Here is a 16,799-nt window from a genome sequence, read left to right as displayed (position 1 = left end):
AAAAAATATGAAATTTGAAATACTAAAAGAAGAAATAATTTTCGATGATCACTTTAAAATAAATAAGGCCAAAATTAAACATGAACTATTTGATTCAAGCTTTATTGAAGTTGATAGACTTTGCTTTGAACGAGGGGATTCAGTGGCAATTATCATATATGAAAAGGATACAGACATGCTTCTATTCACAAATCAATTTAGATATCCCACAATCAAAGAGAAAGGTTGGATTTTGGAATTAGTGGCTGGCTCAATTGAATTAGGAGACATTGCGGAAGATAGAGTTAGAAAGGAAGTTGAAGAAGAAATTGGTTATATGGTGAATGAAATTCAATTTATCAATTCTTTTTTTGTTTCACCCGGAGGAACATCAGAGAGAATTTCTCTTTATTATTCAGAAGTGGATTCCAAAAACAAAGTTTTTAAAGGAGGTGGAATGAAATTCGAAAAAGAAGATATTCAGCTAATTAAAATCAAGTCTTCTGATGTAAAAGAACAAATGAAAACAAATCAATTTAGAGACGCAAAGACAATTATCGGACTTCAATGGTTTTATTTAAACAGGTATAAATGAGACCAATTCTAGGAAAACTCACAAGTGAACTATATAAGCATACGAACCCAAAAGATGTTGGAAAAGATGACGGCTTCTTTATTAATACATACAGGGATTTAGTTGAACAAGTTGCTAAACTCGCATACTTGAATAAAGATCATCTTCTTTTCTTTCGAGGACAAAAAAGTGATTATAAAAATAAAGCAGATAAATCAACCTTCTATCCAACAATATATCGAGGCGATCATGTAACCCAAGAGGAACTAGATTATAGATTTGACAAGTTAAACAGCGCAAGTAAAATTCTAGTTGAATTATTTAGCAAACATAAAATTGAAGGGGTAACTGAATTAAAAAGAAAAAAGCTAATCCAATGGAGTATTCTTCAGCACTATGAAGTAACAGAAACACCTTTGATAGATATTACTCAGTCTTTAAGGGTTGCTTGTTCATTTGCTCAGTTATTCAACGATCATACAACAGCATACATTTATGTATTTGGCCTTCCATATTACTCTAACCGAATTTCAACTAATTCAGAGCAAGATTTGGTAAATATCAGACTTTTGAGTATTACACCTCCAAAAGCTTTAAGACCTTATTTTCAAGAAGGATTTTTAATAGGAACAGATGATATTACGAACGAATATGAAAACAAATCAGAGTTAGATTTAAATAACCGTCTAATAGCTAAATTTAAAATACCCAATAGTGATGATTTTTGGGGTGAGCACTTCGACCGAATTCCAAAGGATGCCCTCTATCCTCAAAATGATATAATCGAAGAAATATGCAAAGAAATTGAAAATCAAATTCAAATTGAGCTAGCACCTTTGAACATTGGCAATTTCTTGAAATTATGGGCTACCTTAGAAAATACATTAATAAAGCGGTCTCGCAATTATATTAGAGAAACACACCGCTTAAGAGATGCTTTATATGTACTAATGAAATATGAGGATCACTTGGCATATTTATACAGGGAAATAGACACTATTAGAATGTTCAGAAATAAAGTTGTTCATCGGCCTATGTCAGTAGAAAACGAAGAACTCAAGAATCAAATAAATTCTCTGAACCAGATTAATATTGAAATGCAAAAATTTCCTTCATAAACATTTTAATGTTTATGCCGTTTTCTGCAAAAATCTAAGGTAGGCGTATAGTGCTAGCCAATCCCTGATAGGAGCAGAACACTTCACTAAGCTTAGTCCCGAAAGCTGTACGGCGGTAATCGACTCAACCTTTGACAATTTCTACTTCCAAGCCTAAGAATTCTCCCAAGGTATCCGAAAAACGCTGTGCTTCCCAAATCTCCAGATCCAGGCTCTCTTCCCCGAATAGCTTGATGCACAGCTTATCCTCCGAAGGGATGCAATAGACGTTTTCCACCCATTGATTTTTGGTTTTGTCCAATCCTACCGCGACCCTCAAAATCCCTGAAAGTCCTTTGACCAGTCTTCGCAAATTCTTATCCAGCTTTTTAAACTTTTTGTGACGTTTTTTTGGTCCGGATTTTCTGTGGTATCTGGACAGATGGGCTAGTATGGTTAGTTCATCATTATTGAAGCCTCTCAGCCTTCCCTTCAAAATCAAATACCTGGAATGCTTATGGAAATCCTTAAAATTCACAAATTGACCTATATCATAGATCAGACTTGCATGGTGTAACAACTCCCGGCTTGAATCCTCCAGTCCGTGCAGGTCTTTCAGTTGGTCAAAAAGCTGAAGTGCTAACTTCGAGATATGCTTTTTCTCCTCGATGTCCGTATCATAGCGCAAGGCCATCATCAGCGAACTGCTTTCACGGACATCTTTACCTTGCTCTAAGCGGTCTAATTTCTGGCCGTTTTTCTCCAAATAGTCTATGATCAATCCGTCTCTCAAGGAAGCATCCGAAAGGGTGATTTCATCCACCTTGGACATTTTCAATAACTCCAAAAGCAACAGTCCACCCAGATGGATGGCATCCACGCGGTTGGCACTGATGCCTGGAATAGCTGCTCTTTTCCCGGGCTCAAGTTCCAAAAGCTGAGCTATGATTTTTTCCAGATCTTTTATTCTGATAACCTCAGCATTGACGGAACTGATGATGGATTTATCGTTTAGTGCCAAAGCTGCCTCTCCCAAGGTCCTGATGGTACCTGAAGTGCCTACTACCTTGGAAAAACCTACCTGTGAAGCTTGTGGAATGATTTTACCGGCAATTGAACGGATATGTTCTTTTAGGTCTTTTTGCTGTTTTTTGTCCAGGGGGTCCTGATTTCCTACCAGATCCAATAGTCTCAGGACACCCAATTTCATACTGCTCATGAAAAGTACTTCTTCCCGATTTCCTACCACTGCCTCAGTACTTCCACCGCCGATATCAAGGACTAGGACATTTTCTTTTCCTAGATCTATGGTTTTATTCACTGCCAAAAAAATCAGTCTGGACTCCTCTTTTCCGGAGATCATCTGGGGTGATAATCCCACATCCTGGATCAATCTGTCTAAAAATTCCCTGCCGTTTTTGGCTTCACGGGTGGCGGAGGTAGCAGCAGTGATGATATGTTCCACCCCATATTGGTCGGCAAGCTGCACATACCTGGAAATGGTTTCCAAGCCATTGTCAAATGCTTCCTGACTGATTACCTTATTTGCAAAAACCCCCGCACCCAGTTTGACCATTTCCTTCTCCTGAACCAGCACCTCATAACTTTGTCTTGAGGTGACTTTGACGATTATCATGTGAATGGAATTGGTACCGATATCGATGGCAGCTAGGTTCATTGATCTTTTTGGATTTGATGAATACTAAAAATACAAGATAAAAAAGAAATAAGATTGAAGTTTTAATGTTTGAGTTTCGCTTGGCCTTGGTAAAATTTATACTCTTGCTGTCAATGCTGTTCGAGATTTATAATCTAGAAATTTTATCCTGGGATTTTTAATCCCCCGCTAGGTGTAGAACGCTGGCCCCTATAGGTGTATAAGTTGATTAGGAATGGAGATATTCCGTTGAGTCAATTTCACTCAAGGCTGGGAAAACGTCGGTAGAATATTGATACTGACTTCATTTTGAGCAAGATTCGGATTACCCATGTTAGGTGTGAAATTGTCTTGGAAAAGAACTATGCAAATTTTGCATAATGCTTATGATTCAATTGTACATCTTGTGTCAGAATCTATATACACTCAGATATTTCAAGTGGTGCTGGCTAGGATCAAACCGAAAGGAAGAAAGAATTTAGAGCTATATCTAAAAGCATATAATAGAGACTTTTTGCCTAATTTTATACTCAAAAGCATATAACTATAAATATTTTCATATATTTATATGCAAATACATACAACATGAATCACATAGCTGAATTTGTAAAAGCCAGAAGGAAGCAACTAGGTTTAACTCAAGAAGAATTTGCTGACAAAGCCGGGGTTGCACTTACTGTAATCCGGAAAATCGAACAGGGCAAGGAAAATCTAAGCTTACTAAAGGTAAACCAGGTTTTAAGCATGTTTGGCCATGTATTGACACCAATCACTGAAAAAGATGCGAAAAGGGATAGTGAAGTATAATAATGAATTAGCAGGAACCTTGACCGAGGAGGACAATGGTGAATACATATTTCTTTACGATGAACTGTATATTCAAAAATACCCAAAGCAATTTGTCACCTTCAATATGCCTGTGACAACTCAACCTTACCGTAGTAAGCGTTTGTTTCCTTTTTTTGATGGTTTGATTCCCGAAGGTTGGCTATTGAATATCGCATCTGAAAGCTGGAAGATCAATAAAAATGATCGAATGGGATTACTCTTGGCATGTTGTCAGAATGCCATTGGGGCAGTAAGTATCCATCCTTTTATCCATAAAGAACATGAATAGATGCTTGCACTGCTATGAACCACTTAATGCAAATCTTAAAGGAGATTATCACCTTAGGTGTATAAAAGAATTCTTTGGAACTACCCATGCTCCTCTCCTGCCGTATCGATTATCTGAAATGGAAGTTTTGGCAAAAGAGGCTGCAGAAAGTTCGATTACTGTCCCTGGAGTTCAGCCAAAATTATCATTGGGTTGGATAAAGACTGAATTGGAAGATGGTCATCAGGGGCGCTTGACAATACTTGATGCCTTGGAGGGAATGTATATTATGAAACCTCAAAATGCCCAATACCCCCAAATGCCAGAAAACGAGCATCTTTCGATGAAATTGGCAGAATTATTCAAGATTGAAGTAGTGCCTTGTACTATGATTAGATTGGCTTCAGGGGAATTGTCCTATCTCACTAAGCGTATAGACCGCAAGAAGGATAAATCCAAAGTACACATGATTGACTTCATGCAGATTTTGGAACTGGAAGATAAATACAAAGGCACGATGGAAACTTTGGGGAAAACGATTGGTGAAATGTCTGCCAATACGCTACTGGATAAAATGCGTTTTTTTGAACTGAGTGTTTTCAATTATATCATTGGCAATAATGACATGCATTTAAAAAACTTTTCGATGTGGCTAACAGATCACGGCTGGACTTTATCTCCAGCTTATGACTTGCTTAATGTAAAAATCATTCTTCCCAAGGATAAGGAAGATACTGCTTTGTTACTCGGTGGAAAGAAAATGAATTTCGACAAAGGGTATTTTGATAGGCTTGGAATATTTTTGAAACTCAATGAAAAGCAAATCAATAGCGTTTATAAAAGGCTTCAAAAATGGATTCCCAAAGCTTTAACCTTAATCGAGCAATCATTTCTAAATGAGGATCTTAAGAAAGAATATACAGAGATGGTAATTCTGAACGCGAAGAGATTCACCACGGATAGTGCAGATTAAAATAGGTGGAATTAGCATATTTGGATAGGTGAGTCGGGAATTCCGAGTAATTCTCGGATGTTCAACCGATCGAGATTTCTATAGCTCAATAATCCCAGTTATATGAGTTATAGAATGATTTTCTATTCCTCAATTGGTTAAATAAAGAAATGATGGTATGTCGGAAATTCCGACACACCATTATCTAATAAATACGTGGAACTCTAAAACCGAAGTATTTATGAGGTGTGGATATTATTGAGCCAACATCTTAGCATAAACTATCGTAAATTCAACTTGATATCTCAACTGATTTGTAACTATGACAATCAAAGTAACAAACCCTCCTTCTAATGCTGAGCTTTTAAGTTTTCTTAAAAGTGAATTGCCTACTGATTATACATCAAAATTATTTGGACTGGGTCATAAAAGTATCATTGTACAAAAATCTACTTTTCTAGGGGTTCAAATTAGCAATAGAGAAAATGAGATTTCAATAATTGCGTCTCCCCCCTCTTATGGAGGAGGTTTACTGTCGGGTTTAGCAATGACGGAATTAGCAATTGTGATTCTACCTATTTTTTGGTTTACTGGCGCCTCCCCTTCTCGTTTTAGAAAACTTGAAAAAGAGGTAGCTGGTTTAATAAAGGATAAATACAACTAATTTTTTTGGATGAATTGAAAGGGCAAGTGTTTCAAAAAATGCAACAGTTCATAAACAGAAGAATCCTAGTCTAAACCAACCTGTTCCAATTTGGAACAAGTAGATATTCAAAGTATACCAAAGACCCTTCATAATCTTTGACCCAAATTCAACTAATATCAAACTACCTGGTGATTCTCGGTAGTTCAACCGTTCGAGATTTCTATAGCTCAATAATGCCAATTATATGAGTTATAGAACAACTTTCTATTCCTCATATATAATCCATGGAGACTGGAGTGAATCAAGTGTTACGGATTCAACCATCCTGAATTTCCGGATAGTTAAATTTCAGGAAAAAGAATACTGAAAGAAATATTAATCATTACAATCTGGATATGATCATATCCATTAGTGCACCTGATTTCGATTTAGACTTAAAAGATTATCTTTAAAATGAAATGGAAAGACACGTAGAAACATACATTCACCCAGGAAGAATTTTCTTTGAGGAGGTAGTAAAACCTAATAATCTTAAACTTGGAGAGGTTGCTGATCTCTTGCAAGTTTCGAGGTTAAATGTTTCAAAAATTGTAAATGAAAAGAGTGGGATTTCATCAAATATTGCGCTTCGAATTCAGACCGTTTTTGGCGGGAGTGCCGATATATGGACTAGAATGCAATATAAATATGACATGGCTCTTGCCGTCAAAGAATTCAACCGCAACAGTCCGAGATAATATTAAAACCCAAAACAATGGCACATAAGAAAAAAGGGCATTTGACTGTTTCCGGAGAATGGGCTAAACATTTGAGAAAATATATGAGAAACCAGTTTTGGAAAGGAGAAAGGAATGCTGGCAAAGAATTGGTCCGAAACGAATTAAAAGACGATTGCCCAGGTGATTGATTAAGTAATGGGTTATCGCAAAATTTGCGACAACCACTTAAAACTGTGTTATTAAAGGGGAAACACAAACTAAACATGGAGGGTACATGAAAAAAACAGCGTTAGTCCTTACTTCTATAATTTTTCTTTTAGCATTCAATTATGTCTTTGCTATTAATCCAGATCGCGAATACTTTATGACACCGGACTCTGTGTCGTGGAACTACGAACAGTTAAAAATCACGACTAAGGATAATTACAAATTGAACACTTGGATCTATGAGGCGAACACTGAAAACAAAAAAGACACGGTCATTATTTTAGCGTATCCTGATGCAGGAAATATGTCATACTTTGTTTACTACGCTGCAATTCTCGCCAATGAAGGTTACACAGTAGTTACATTTGATTACAGGGGATTTGGCAAAAGTGACGATTTTGAAATTCAGCGTGAATATCTCTACTACACTGAGTTTGCGTTAGACCTTGAAGCTGTGGTTGGTGACATTTCAAAGAAATTCAAGGATAAACAAATTGGCATTTGGGGAATGTCGATGGGGACTACAATAGCTTCCCGTGCCTACCCAGCTATAAAAAGAAAAATTGATTTTATCATCGGAGAAGGTTTCGTGACAGACACTTCAACCATAATAGATCGGTATAAAGAGCTTGACAAAGTGTTGCTGCTTCCCGAAAAATCCAGTGTTTACGAAAAAGCAATTCAATGCATTAAACTTCCAGTTTTAATTTTGAAAGCTTCCAACGATAAAATCACTACTCACCAAGATGCCTTGAAACTCCAAGAAACACTTGGCCAAACTTGTAAGGTCGTAGAATATGAGGGTGATCACCTTACAGGCTTTCAACTTGATGCCGAAAATATAGGGTTTGGTGCCTGGTATGTGGAGCAAATCAATTCATTCATAGAAAATATCTGAGTCATGATAACTACTGAAAAAGAATATGACGCAACTCTTGCGAGAATAGAAGAATTGCTTGCAAATCCTGAGAACATAGAGAATTCAGAATCAGAGGGATTTGTAGAACTGAATAGGCTTTCGGATTTGGCTGTAGTTTATGAAGAAAGGAATTACACCATCAATCCACCTAATGAACCTTGAATTTTTACGCTGCAGATAAAATCCCATTTCATAAACCTTTAAATCAATCATCTAATTTGTTTTCAGATTGAAAACTTTTTAACATCTTTAAACGTTGATTAAAACAACTTGCTTTGAAAAACATTATTTCAATCAAAAATCTCGTTCAGTTTTACCAAAAGCATCCAGATTCCAAATCTAGTATAGAAACCTGGATAGCAGTTACCAAACATGCCGACTGGAAAAAGTCATTAGATATTCTTGGTGATTTTCCTGATGCTGATCCTGTAAAAAACAATCGAGTTGTGTTTAACATTGCAAGGAATAAATACCGACTGATCGTTCAGATATGTTACCTGAGACAATGGGTGTTTATCAAATTTATCGGTACGCATTCAGAATATGACAAAGTGGATGTATCTACTGTAGATTTATTTTAAAAATTGTAAATAAAATCGTAATCATGAAGTGGGAGAAAACAATTACTACTGAAAAGGAATATGAAAAGTCTATAGCAAGACTTTCAAACATATTTGGGGCAGATCCGGATAGTCCTGAAGGCATGGAAGCCGAGTTGTTGGTTACGTTGATTGAAAAATACGAAAAAGAGCACTACCCTATTGCTTTACCAGATCCCATTGAGGCCATTAAAGAAACTATGGACAGAAAAGGCTTTAAGGACAAAGACCTTATACCAGCTATTGGAAGCAAAACAACTGTTAGCCTTGTATTGAATCGAAAAAGAGCTCTGACAATCGATATGATCAGAAACCTTGCTGATTTGTTAGGTTTGCCTCTGGAAGTTCTGATTCAACCTTATCTATTAGATGGAAAGCAAGAAAGAGTAAATCAAAAAGGCAGATATGCCTGATTTGGATCAAATATAAGAACTAACCTTCCTTGAAAGGTTCTATTTTTTGTTGAAATAAGCCTATAAAATGAAATCAAATGGAATTTTTGTACCGTATTTGTACCGAAATCATGTTAACATACTGACAAACAAATAGCTGCACTTTCTGCATCGGAAAGTAATCCCGTAATTATCCACCCTCCTCCTAACATCTCCTAACTCAAAGGAAACCAGCTCTCCTACGATCAAAGTATAACTAGGGTAAACAGTCAAGTACTAACCATAGAACTGTCAATTCGCAGAGATAACCCATTTCCCTGCCAATTGGCTGATATCTTCTTCAGGAAATCTCCATTGCCTCTCTGTAAATTTCAATCATTGCCAATGCGGTTGTACAACTTCTAAGTTTGACCTATTTTTACCAAAGACCTAAACCCATTAACCTATGCAAAAAACTTTTCTTATTACCCTACTCCTATGCCTTGGCCTGACTGTCGCACAGGCTCAACAAGGATCCAAAGAACGAATCAAAATTCGCAGCAAAGCATTGGAGGGCAATCTAGTTGGAGACCCTGCAGACCGTGACGTGACGGTCTATCTCCCACCTTCTTATCAAACTGATCCTGACAAAAACTTCCCTGTACTCTATATGCTTCATGGTTTTACCGACACGGATTCCCAGTGGTTTGGATGGGAAGATCATTGGATCAACCTGCAAAACGTGATCGAGAAGTCCCTTTCAGCGGGAAGTTCAAAAGAGATGATCGTGGTCATGCCCAATGCTTTTAACAAGTTTAAAGGAAGCATGTATGCAAGTTCCGCAACGATAGGCGACTGGGAAACTTTTGTCACCAAAGAGCTAGTGAGCTATATAGACGCTAACTACAGAACACTGCCTAACAAAGCCAGCAGAGGACTTGCCGGGCATTCAATGGGCGGCTATGGCACACTTCGTCTAGGGATGAAATATCCTGATGTTTACTCAGTCATCTACGCGCTAAGCCCCTGTTGTATGGACGGAGGGGCATCGACAAACCCTGAGATGATTTCCAAACTGGAGAAAATCACTCCAGATCAACTGCAGGATGCATCATTTGGCGAGATTGCGGCATTAGCTACTTCGGCTGCTTTTGCTCCCAATCCCCAAAACCCTCCCTTCTATCTAGATCTTCCTGCAAAAGACGGCTCGCCCAGACAGGATGTTATCAATAAGATCATCGCAAGCCGAACGCTCACTACTATCGATCAATACATTCCCAACCTAAAAAGGTTAAAAGCCATAGGAATGGATGCAGGCACAGAGGATCGAGGCATTAGTGCTGCAACCAAAAAATTGCACGAGGTTTTGGACTCCTATCAAATCGAACACCTCTATGAAAGCTATGAAGGTGACCATCTCAACCGTATAGCAGAACGCATAGAAACCAAAGCTTTGCCTTTCTTTTCGGAACATCTTGTTTTTCAGAGCAGTACAGTAAGTGAAATTATTGAAAATGGTGGTACGGGCCAGTATCCTGCCGTCATGACTTCCGAGCGTAGTTTACCGACACACACGATCTTTAGACCACAAAACATCGAAGATTTTGGAGGAGCTCAAAAGCTACCTCTGATCGCCTGGGGCAATGGTGCTTGCTTCGATTCTCCCTTTGAGCATGTCAACTTCCTGAATGAAATAGCTTCCCATGGTTTTCTAGTTGTGGCGATCGGTACCATGCCCAAACAAACCGATGTTCGCTCTAAGTCACATAAACTTTTGGATGCCATAGACTGGGCCATTGCACAAAATAATGATCCCAGCAGCCCTTATTACCAAAAGATCGATACCGCCAATATTGCTGTGAGTGGAATGTCCTGCGGGGGCCTGCAGACTATTGAAGTTGCTGATGATCCGAGAATCACCACAGTTGGCGTATTCAATAGTGGTGTTTTAGGCAATCCAGGTGCCGGCATGTCTGGAATGCCGCAAGTCAACAAGGAGCAACTACAAAGAATCAAAGTACCTACCCTCTATTTGCTAGGTGGAGAATCAGACATTGCCTATGGAAATGGTATGGATGATTTCAATCGCATTAATCATATTCCTGTATTTGTCGCCAATCTAGATGTGGGACATGGAGGCACCTATGGACAGCCACATGGCGGAGAATTCGCACGCGTTGCCCTTAACTGGTATCAGTGGCAATTGAAAGGAGATCAGGAAGCAGGAAAGCTTTTTACAGGAAATTCTCAAGGATTGGCTAAATCAGAAGGTTGGGTTGTGGACAAGAAAAACATGGATTAAACCGAAGAGGTTTTTCATCAAGAACTTCGACAAAGTAGCCTCCAAAACATGCGTAATGTAAGTTTTGGAGGCTTTTCTTTTATTCGAGATTTGTATTGTAGAATCATGAACTTGAGGAATTTTCAAAACCTTGAACTTACCAGCCCTTCGGAATCTACTTGCCTTCTGCCTGATAAAAAACATGTTGCAAAGCTTCCCGAATACCCAAACTATACAACTTTTGTTGCGCTCTAGATGGATATACCCTATTGGATAAAAATACATATGTGAGCTTATTTTCAGGATCTGCCCAAACAAATGTCCCCGTAAAACCGGAGTGTCCAAAACTTTCAGGACTTACCAAAGGAGAAGGATAAGAATCCGCCAAAGAAAGCTCTGAATTGTTCAAGAGTGGTTTGTCAAAACCCAGACCACGGCGATTGTCGTTTTCCCGAAATTGTACCTCCGTAAATTCCCTTACGGTTTCTGAAGAAATAAGCTGCTGACCACCCACCTTGCCATAATTTTGATAAAAGAGCATCAATTTGGCCAGGTCATCTGCCGTTGCAAACAAGCCTGCATTCCCAGAAACACCTCCTTTTAGTGCCGCATTTTCGTCGTGTACCCATCCGCTTACGAGAGCTTTTCGAAATAGAGAATCTACTTCCGTGGGAACAATGTTGTTAGCATAATTTTTCCCTTTAGGCAGATATCCCATCGTATTACTACCTATTGGCTGGTAGAAATTCATTTCCAAATAGCTTTGATAGTCTGTGCCTGTCAATTGTTCGATTAAACTAGGGAAAATCAGAAAAGTGAGTCCCGAATACAGGTATTTCTTTTCTTCCGAAACATCGGATCGGTTAATAATTCGGTTCATTTTCCGCTCAAAACGATTGTTGATATAAATCCCATCATATACCTGCCCTTGAAATCGTTTATCTGGTAAAGGATGTACAAATCTCTTTTTGACCTTGCCATTTTTCTTAACCACTTTTTCCAAAAATACGATGTAAGGAACCAAACCGGCCTGATGTGCCAAAATCTCCCGAAGCGTAAGGTCTTTTTTATCTTTTCTGTTTCTCCAAGGCTTCCAATAAGTACTAAATGGTTCATCCAGATCAATCTTCCCCTTATCCACCAACTTCATCAAAGCTGGTAAAGGTCCGGCAATTTTGGTCACTGAAGCTAGATCATACAAGTCATTCAATGCTACCGCTTGCATCTTATCATACGTATGAAAACCATAGGCTTTGTGAAAAATTACCGTATCGTTCTTTGCTACCAAAACTTGTGCCCCTGAAAAGGCCATGCTGTCTATGCCCATTTCCATAATAGAATCCACTTTATGGTTGATAAATTCTTCATCAAATCCTAGTGCAGCTGGAGAGGCTTGAATCAGTTTTTGTTGAGCAAATCCAAGTTGGATCACTGCAGAAATTAAGAAAAACGAAAACGCTATTTTTTTCATTCTGATGGGGATTTTTCCAAAACTAGGCAAAAAAACTTCGAAAAATAGCTGCTCTTTTTACCAGCGGTCTCCCGACTTAAAACTGGTGAGAGAAGAGTAGCCAAATCAATTCAGACAATCCCTTAAATTGATCCAGAGCGTAAATATCCTTTAGGAAAACTCTTTACAGTATATCCGGCATAGAGCTTATGCTATTTTATCTATTTTTGCCACAGATGATAGTTTGTATTGCCGAAAAACCAAGTGTCGCCCGGGAAATTGCCTCTGTTCTTGGAGCCAATTCCAGGCATGATGGTTACTATGAAGGAAATGGATATTGTGTAACCTATACTTTTGGACACTTTTGTACCTTATTGGAGCCAAACGATTACGAACCCCACTGGAAGAGTTGGAGCCTTAGCCACCTTCCTATGCTTCCCGAAAAGTTCAAGACCAAAGTCGTAAATAATCCTGGGATCAAGAAGCAATTCGAGATCGTAAAAAAGCTATTTGAAACAGCCACGCTGGTCATTAATTGTGGTGATGCAGGCCAAGAGGGAGAACTGATCCAACGATGGGTAATAGAGCAGGCAGCTTATAAAGGGGAAGTCAAACGCTTATGGATATCCTCGCTGACTACAGAGGCGATCAAAGAAGGTTTTGAGAAACTGCAACCTTCCGCTAAATACGATAATCTGTATTATGCGGGATATTCCAGGGCTATAGGTGACTGGTTGCTAGGAATAAACGCCACGCGCTTATATACCGTGAAGCATGGGGGTTACAAACAAGTCCTGTCCATCGGTAGAGTCCAAACACCTACTTTGGCGATGATTGTCAATCGCTTTAAAGAAATTCAAAATTTTCAGCCACAACCGTATTGGGAATTACAGACGGTCTATCGAGAGACCACATTTAATTGTGAAGAAGGGAAGTTTTTAAAGAAAGAAGATGGGGAAGTTTTCGCCAAAACTGTAAAAGAACATGACTTTGAAGTGGTATCCATTGAGAAGAAAAAAGGAAGGGAATATGCTCCCAAGCTTTTTGACCTTACCGGGCTACAGGTGTATTGCAATACTAAACTGGGACTTTCTGCTGATGAAACACTAAAAATAGCACAGCAACTATACGAACAAAAAGTAATCACTTACCCTAGAGTGGATACAACTTTTTTACCGAATGACATTTACCCCAAAGCACCTGGAATATTGGAGAAATTGACGAATTACAAAGTGTTGACTCAATCCATTTTGGGTAAAAAACTAAAAAAATCTCCAAAGGTATTCAATGATAAAAAAGTAACCGATCACCATGCCATCATTCCTACTGGAGTGCAAGCTAGTTTGCATGGAAACCACCTAAAAGTATATGACATTATTGCAAGGCGGTTCATTGCAGTATTTTATGAGGATTGTGTGGTGGACAATACGACCGTTTTAGGAAAAGTAGATACCGTCCCGTTTAAAACAACCGGAAAAGTCATTTTGGAAAAAGGCTGGCGGATTGTTTTTGAAACTGCTGACGGAAAAAACAAAAAAGAGAAAGATGAGCTCCCGATCTTTAAAAAAGGAGAAAAAGGCCCTCATGAACCTTCTTTTCTGGAGAAAGAAACCAAAGCACCTAAACATTACACCGAAGCTACTTTGCTGAGAGGCATGGAGACTGCGGGTAAACAAGTGGACGATGAAGAGTTGCGGGAGCTAATGAAAGAGAATGGCATTGGCCGACCTTCTACCCGTGCGAATATTATTGAAACACTTTTCAGGCGGCAATACATCGAACGGAATAAAAAGCAGATTTTGCCAACCGAGACAGGAGTACAATTAATCGATATCATCAAGAATGACCTGCTGACCTCTGCAGAGCTGACAGGTCAGTGGGAAAAACAATTGAAAGAGATAGAAAAAGGGAATTTTCACGCCGGTTCTTTTGTGAACAACATGAAGAATATGGTGAGGCATTTGGTTCACGAAGTAATAACGGAGCAAAATCATGCTAGAATCTCTCAGAGCATTGAAGCCAAAGTACCTGAAAAAGAACAACCTACCACCGAAGCAAAGTTAGTTGGTTTTGCTTGCCCAAAATGCAAGAAAGGAGCTCTGCTAAAAGGTAAAGCTAGCTACGGTTGCAGCGCTTACAAAAGTGGATGCGACTTCTTACTTCCTTTTTCCTTCGAAGGAAAAAATATCTCAGAGAATCAGTACCTGCGCTTGCTCCAGAAAGGATCTACAGTCAACTTAAAAGGATTTAAAACGGAAGCAGGAATTAAACAGGGTTCAATACGTTTCGATGATAGTTTTCAGCTCGTTTTGGAAGAAAAGAAAACAGCCAATTCATCTACTTCTACAAAGGCACCACCGGTCATTCCCTGTCCCATATGCAAAGAAGGAACAATAATACGCGGTAAAACTGCCTATGGATGCAGCGCCTACAAGGAAGGGTGCGATTTTAGGTACTCTTTTGAAACCCTCCGGGCAAAAGCCAACAAGAAACCTTTAACCGTAGAACTGGTGACGGCTTTGCTAAAGGGATAGCAAATAGAAGTCGTCTAAGCGATTACACTCAAAAGGCCTCCTATTTCTTTTCAGGAACCTGAGTTCGGGAAACCAGGACCTTCCAGACTTTATTAGAGGCTCCAGACTTACCACTGCCGTAGGTTGATGGAGATGTTTCGTAAGATTCGATTCCTCCATAGATATAGCCAATATGAACCGGATCTGAGCTTTCAAAGGTACTTTCTGCATCGATTACATCTGTTTTGACATTAGTAATGGACAGATAGTTGGCATTGCTGGTTGGGATAAAAACCGCTTCAGCTCCATAAAAATAGGTCGATGGAAAAAAGTTAGTAAGGGTATCAAAGGAACTTACTTTGGTAGTGAGATTAAACTTGGAATAGCCTAAAGTATTCGTAAATCCAGATAAGTCATTGTCTGCTTTCCCATTTCCTATACCTCCCGGTAAAAAGGTATGAAGCTCCATGGATTGAGAATCATAGATAGAAAAATCAGGACATGAGTAAATATTACAATTCATTTGGTCATGCCCAGCGTCGATAAAATATTTATCCGCCCCATCAGGAGTAATGTAAATGGCATCATTCCAGGCAGCCAATGTCTCACCGTATTTGAAGACTCCACCGAAAAGCGCAAAGTTAGGTGCAAGTTTGTTTTGCGTATCCAGATAAAGAGAAGGCACAATGGGCAAATCTCTTCTTCTGAAAACAGAAGTGCTGTCTGCTTTCTTCGGATTGTTCAGCAATTCAGCAGGAGTGATATCACTAATAGTATCTGTCACGGTAGCACTAAGTACCAGTGAATTAACATCTTCTGAAAATTTGAATTGATAAACGCTGTTCAAATAAACCTGCTCGTCATTATTAAAATTATGTCCAGCTGCCAAATAGAAGAAGTCATCTATCTTTTTCAATTCTCCACCCGTAGCCCTTAGTGTTGGATTGTTACCAAAGCGAAACAGGTCTCCCCACTCCTGAACTGTAAGATTCCATTCTCCATTGACAATTCTCATCAAAAGCGGAACGTTAATTTTGGCGATTTCATCAAAGGTGCTGTAGTTTTTCGCTGTTGGAGTTTGTCCAGCAGGCGGTCCATACCCTCCTACTAGATAGAGATAATCCCCCGATTGCACCACTTGAGGATTTGTACACATGAAAATAGCACTGTGGGTAGTCAGAAGATCTCCCACTTTTTCACAAATCTTCCGAATTTCTTCCGACTCACCATTACCTCCAGCTGCCATTGAGCGAATAGTGCTCAACATATCCCCATAATTAAGGAAAGACTGGTTCCCCGTTGTTGGACTGAACGTATAAATAAAAGGATTAAATGATTTAGGAGGGAAAGACTCCAATGAATAATCCGCGTTCAAGTTGTGTAGTCCCCCCAAGGTATCACTCCCGTTTGTTCTTCCAGCAAATAACAACCACTCATCGTTGTGGGTGGCATGTGCAAAAGACTGTAATGCTGGAGCCAGATAATTATCATTTACTGCTTCGATGGACAACGAATAGGTAAATGCTGGACTTTCAGCTGAAACAGTTGAATCATTGGTTTTTTCCTGGCAGGAAGTAAAAAGACAAACCAATGCTAAAACAGTAAGAAGGCAGGAGGAAATAAATTTCATGACAAAAGGATTTATGATGTGCGTATTAAAACAATTAATTGGTAAAAAATCCACTTCGAGGCCACTCAACCTCAGCTAAGATCCGCTTGCCTGATTCACTTTCAATCAG

17 protein-coding genes are annotated in these 16,799 nt (G+C 38.9%); 14 read left to right on the top strand and 3 right to left on the bottom strand.

What is annotated here, in order from left to right; all coding sequences use genetic code 11:
* The first annotated feature begins 7 nt into the window (after window positions 1-7).
* Both BM386_RS03335 and BM386_RS03330 read left to right on the top strand, forming a co-directional pair.
* On the top strand, window positions 8-574 hold the full coding sequence (locus tag BM386_RS03335) for an NUDIX domain-containing protein (RefSeq protein ID WP_091691619.1): 567 nt from the start codon (window positions 8-10) through the stop codon (window positions 572-574).
* The gene (locus tag BM386_RS03330; protein WP_091691618.1) at window positions 571-1,671 is read left to right on the top strand and encodes an FRG domain-containing protein; all 1,101 of its coding nucleotides are present in this window, start codon (window positions 571-573) and stop codon (window positions 1,669-1,671) included. Before BM386_RS03335 ends, BM386_RS03330 begins: the two co-directional genes overlap by 4 nt.
* Window positions 1,672-1,795: 124 nt before the next feature.
* Here BM386_RS03330 and BM386_RS03325 read toward each other — a convergent pair whose 3' ends face one another.
* Complete coding sequence (locus BM386_RS03325) at window positions 1,796-3,328, bottom strand: Ppx/GppA phosphatase family protein (protein WP_091691617.1); 1,533 nt, start codon at window positions 3,326-3,328, stop codon at window positions 1,796-1,798.
* Between the two features lie 564 nt (window positions 3,329-3,892).
* Here BM386_RS03325 and BM386_RS03315 point away from each other — a divergent pair.
* The 11 genes from BM386_RS03315 to BM386_RS03270 all read left to right on the top strand — a co-directional run bounded on the left by BM386_RS03315 (window position 3,893) and on the right by BM386_RS03270 (window position 11,118).
* Window positions 3,893-4,114 carry a helix-turn-helix transcriptional regulator gene (locus BM386_RS03315; RefSeq protein ID WP_091691615.1) on the top strand — a complete coding sequence of 74 codons (222 nt, stop codon included), beginning with the start codon at window positions 3,893-3,895 and terminating at the stop codon, window positions 4,112-4,114.
* The gene (locus BM386_RS03310) at window positions 4,089-4,424 is read left to right on the top strand and encodes a HipA N-terminal domain-containing protein (protein ID WP_091691614.1); all 336 of its coding nucleotides are present in this window, start codon (window positions 4,089-4,091) and stop codon (window positions 4,422-4,424) included. Before BM386_RS03315 ends, BM386_RS03310 begins: the two co-directional genes overlap by 26 nt.
* The gene (locus BM386_RS03305) at window positions 4,417-5,376 is read left to right on the top strand and encodes a HipA domain-containing protein (protein ID WP_170857024.1); all 960 of its coding nucleotides are present in this window, start codon (window positions 4,417-4,419) and stop codon (window positions 5,374-5,376) included. The genes BM386_RS03310 and BM386_RS03305 overlap by 8 nt, the downstream gene beginning before the upstream one ends.
* Window positions 5,377-5,677: 301 nt before the next feature.
* Window positions 5,678-6,019 (top strand): hypothetical protein, encoded by a 342-nt coding sequence (locus BM386_RS03300; protein ID WP_091691613.1) that lies wholly within the window; start codon window positions 5,678-5,680, stop codon window positions 6,017-6,019.
* A gap of 440 nt (window positions 6,020-6,459) precedes the next feature.
* Complete coding sequence (locus BM386_RS03295) at window positions 6,460-6,738, top strand: HigA family addiction module antitoxin (RefSeq protein ID WP_091691612.1); 279 nt, start codon at window positions 6,460-6,462, stop codon at window positions 6,736-6,738.
* Window positions 6,739-6,755: 17 nt separating this feature from the next.
* Window positions 6,756-6,908 (top strand): hypothetical protein, encoded by a 153-nt coding sequence (locus tag BM386_RS23580; protein ID WP_170857023.1) that lies wholly within the window; start codon window positions 6,756-6,758, stop codon window positions 6,906-6,908.
* 86 nt (window positions 6,909-6,994) lie between these two features.
* On the top strand, window positions 6,995-7,825 hold the full coding sequence (locus tag BM386_RS03290; protein ID WP_091691611.1) for an alpha/beta hydrolase: 831 nt from the start codon (window positions 6,995-6,997) through the stop codon (window positions 7,823-7,825).
* Between the two features lie 3 nt (window positions 7,826-7,828).
* Window positions 7,829-8,008: a hypothetical protein gene (locus BM386_RS03285; RefSeq protein WP_091691610.1), complete on the top strand. Its 180-nt coding sequence runs from the start codon at window positions 7,829-7,831 to the stop codon at window positions 8,006-8,008.
* Window positions 8,009-8,121: 113 nt separating this feature from the next.
* Entirely contained in the window at window positions 8,122-8,427 is a 306-nt protein-coding gene (locus BM386_RS03280) for a type II toxin-antitoxin system HigB family toxin (protein ID WP_091691609.1), read from the top strand.
* A 23-nt stretch (window positions 8,428-8,450) separates the two neighbouring features.
* Complete coding sequence (locus BM386_RS03275; RefSeq protein WP_091691608.1) at window positions 8,451-8,858, top strand: helix-turn-helix domain-containing protein; 408 nt, start codon at window positions 8,451-8,453, stop codon at window positions 8,856-8,858.
* Window positions 8,859-9,282: 424 nt separating this feature from the next.
* A complete protein-coding gene (locus BM386_RS03270; protein WP_091691607.1) occupies window positions 9,283-11,118 on the top strand; it encodes an alpha/beta hydrolase-fold protein in 1,836 nt (611 codons plus the stop codon).
* Between the two features lie 154 nt (window positions 11,119-11,272).
* Here BM386_RS03270 and BM386_RS03265 read toward each other — a convergent pair whose 3' ends face one another.
* Window positions 11,273-12,568 carry a serine hydrolase domain-containing protein gene (locus BM386_RS03265; protein WP_091691606.1) on the bottom strand — a complete coding sequence of 432 codons (1,296 nt, stop codon included), beginning with the start codon at window positions 12,566-12,568 and terminating at the stop codon, window positions 11,273-11,275.
* 188 nt (window positions 12,569-12,756) lie between these two features.
* Here BM386_RS03265 and BM386_RS03260 point away from each other — a divergent pair, with 188 nt between their 5' ends.
* Window positions 12,757-15,081, top strand: coding sequence for a DNA topoisomerase 3 (locus tag BM386_RS03260; RefSeq protein ID WP_244545447.1), 2,325 nt, complete (start codon window positions 12,757-12,759; stop codon window positions 15,079-15,081).
* A 40-nt stretch (window positions 15,082-15,121) separates the two neighbouring features.
* On the opposite strand, the gene BM386_RS03255 is transcribed toward BM386_RS03260, so the two are convergent.
* The gene (locus BM386_RS03255) at window positions 15,122-16,690 is read right to left on the bottom strand and encodes a hypothetical protein (protein ID WP_091691605.1); all 1,569 of its coding nucleotides are present in this window, start codon (window positions 16,688-16,690) and stop codon (window positions 15,122-15,124) included.
* Window positions 16,691-16,799 lie beyond the last annotated feature (109 nt).

This window comes from Algoriphagus locisalis (assembly GCF_900116615.1).
GTDB lineage: Bacteria > Bacteroidota > Bacteroidia > Cytophagales > Cyclobacteriaceae > Algoriphagus > Algoriphagus locisalis.
This window is presented reverse-complemented; position numbering and strand designations above follow the sequence as displayed.

Coding starts and splice junctions, on each gene's coding strand:
- BM386_RS03335 (WP_091691619.1), top strand. CDS start 8: ATGAAATTTGAAATACTAAAAGAAGAAATAATTTTCGATGATCACTTT.
- BM386_RS03330 (WP_091691618.1), top strand. CDS start 571: ATGAGACCAATTCTAGGAAAACTCACAAGTGAACTATATAAGCATACG.
- BM386_RS03325 (WP_091691617.1), bottom strand. CDS start 3,328: ATGAACCTAGCTGCCATCGATATCGGTACCAATTCCATTCACATGATA.
- BM386_RS03315 (WP_091691615.1), top strand. CDS start 3,893: ATGAATCACATAGCTGAATTTGTAAAAGCCAGAAGGAAGCAACTAGGT.
- BM386_RS03310 (WP_091691614.1), top strand. CDS start 4,089: ATGCGAAAAGGGATAGTGAAGTATAATAATGAATTAGCAGGAACCTTG.
- BM386_RS03305 (WP_170857024.1), top strand. CDS start 4,417: ATGAATAGATGCTTGCACTGCTATGAACCACTTAATGCAAATCTTAAA.
- BM386_RS03300 (WP_091691613.1), top strand. CDS start 5,678: ATGACAATCAAAGTAACAAACCCTCCTTCTAATGCTGAGCTTTTAAGT.
- BM386_RS03295 (WP_091691612.1), top strand. CDS start 6,460: ATGGAAAGACACGTAGAAACATACATTCACCCAGGAAGAATTTTCTTT.
- BM386_RS23580 (WP_170857023.1), top strand. CDS start 6,756: ATGGCACATAAGAAAAAAGGGCATTTGACTGTTTCCGGAGAATGGGCT.
- BM386_RS03290 (WP_091691611.1), top strand. CDS start 6,995: ATGAAAAAAACAGCGTTAGTCCTTACTTCTATAATTTTTCTTTTAGCA.
- BM386_RS03285 (WP_091691610.1), top strand. CDS start 7,829: ATGATAACTACTGAAAAAGAATATGACGCAACTCTTGCGAGAATAGAA.
- BM386_RS03275 (WP_091691608.1), top strand. CDS start 8,451: ATGAAGTGGGAGAAAACAATTACTACTGAAAAGGAATATGAAAAGTCT.
- BM386_RS03270 (WP_091691607.1), top strand. CDS start 9,283: ATGCAAAAAACTTTTCTTATTACCCTACTCCTATGCCTTGGCCTGACT.
- BM386_RS03265 (WP_091691606.1), bottom strand. CDS start 12,568: ATGAAAAAAATAGCGTTTTCGTTTTTCTTAATTTCTGCAGTGATCCAA.
- BM386_RS03260 (WP_244545447.1), top strand. CDS start 12,757: ATGCTATTTTATCTATTTTTGCCACAGATGATAGTTTGTATTGCCGAA.
- BM386_RS03255 (WP_091691605.1), bottom strand. CDS start 16,690: ATGAAATTTATTTCCTCCTGCCTTCTTACTGTTTTAGCATTGGTTTGT.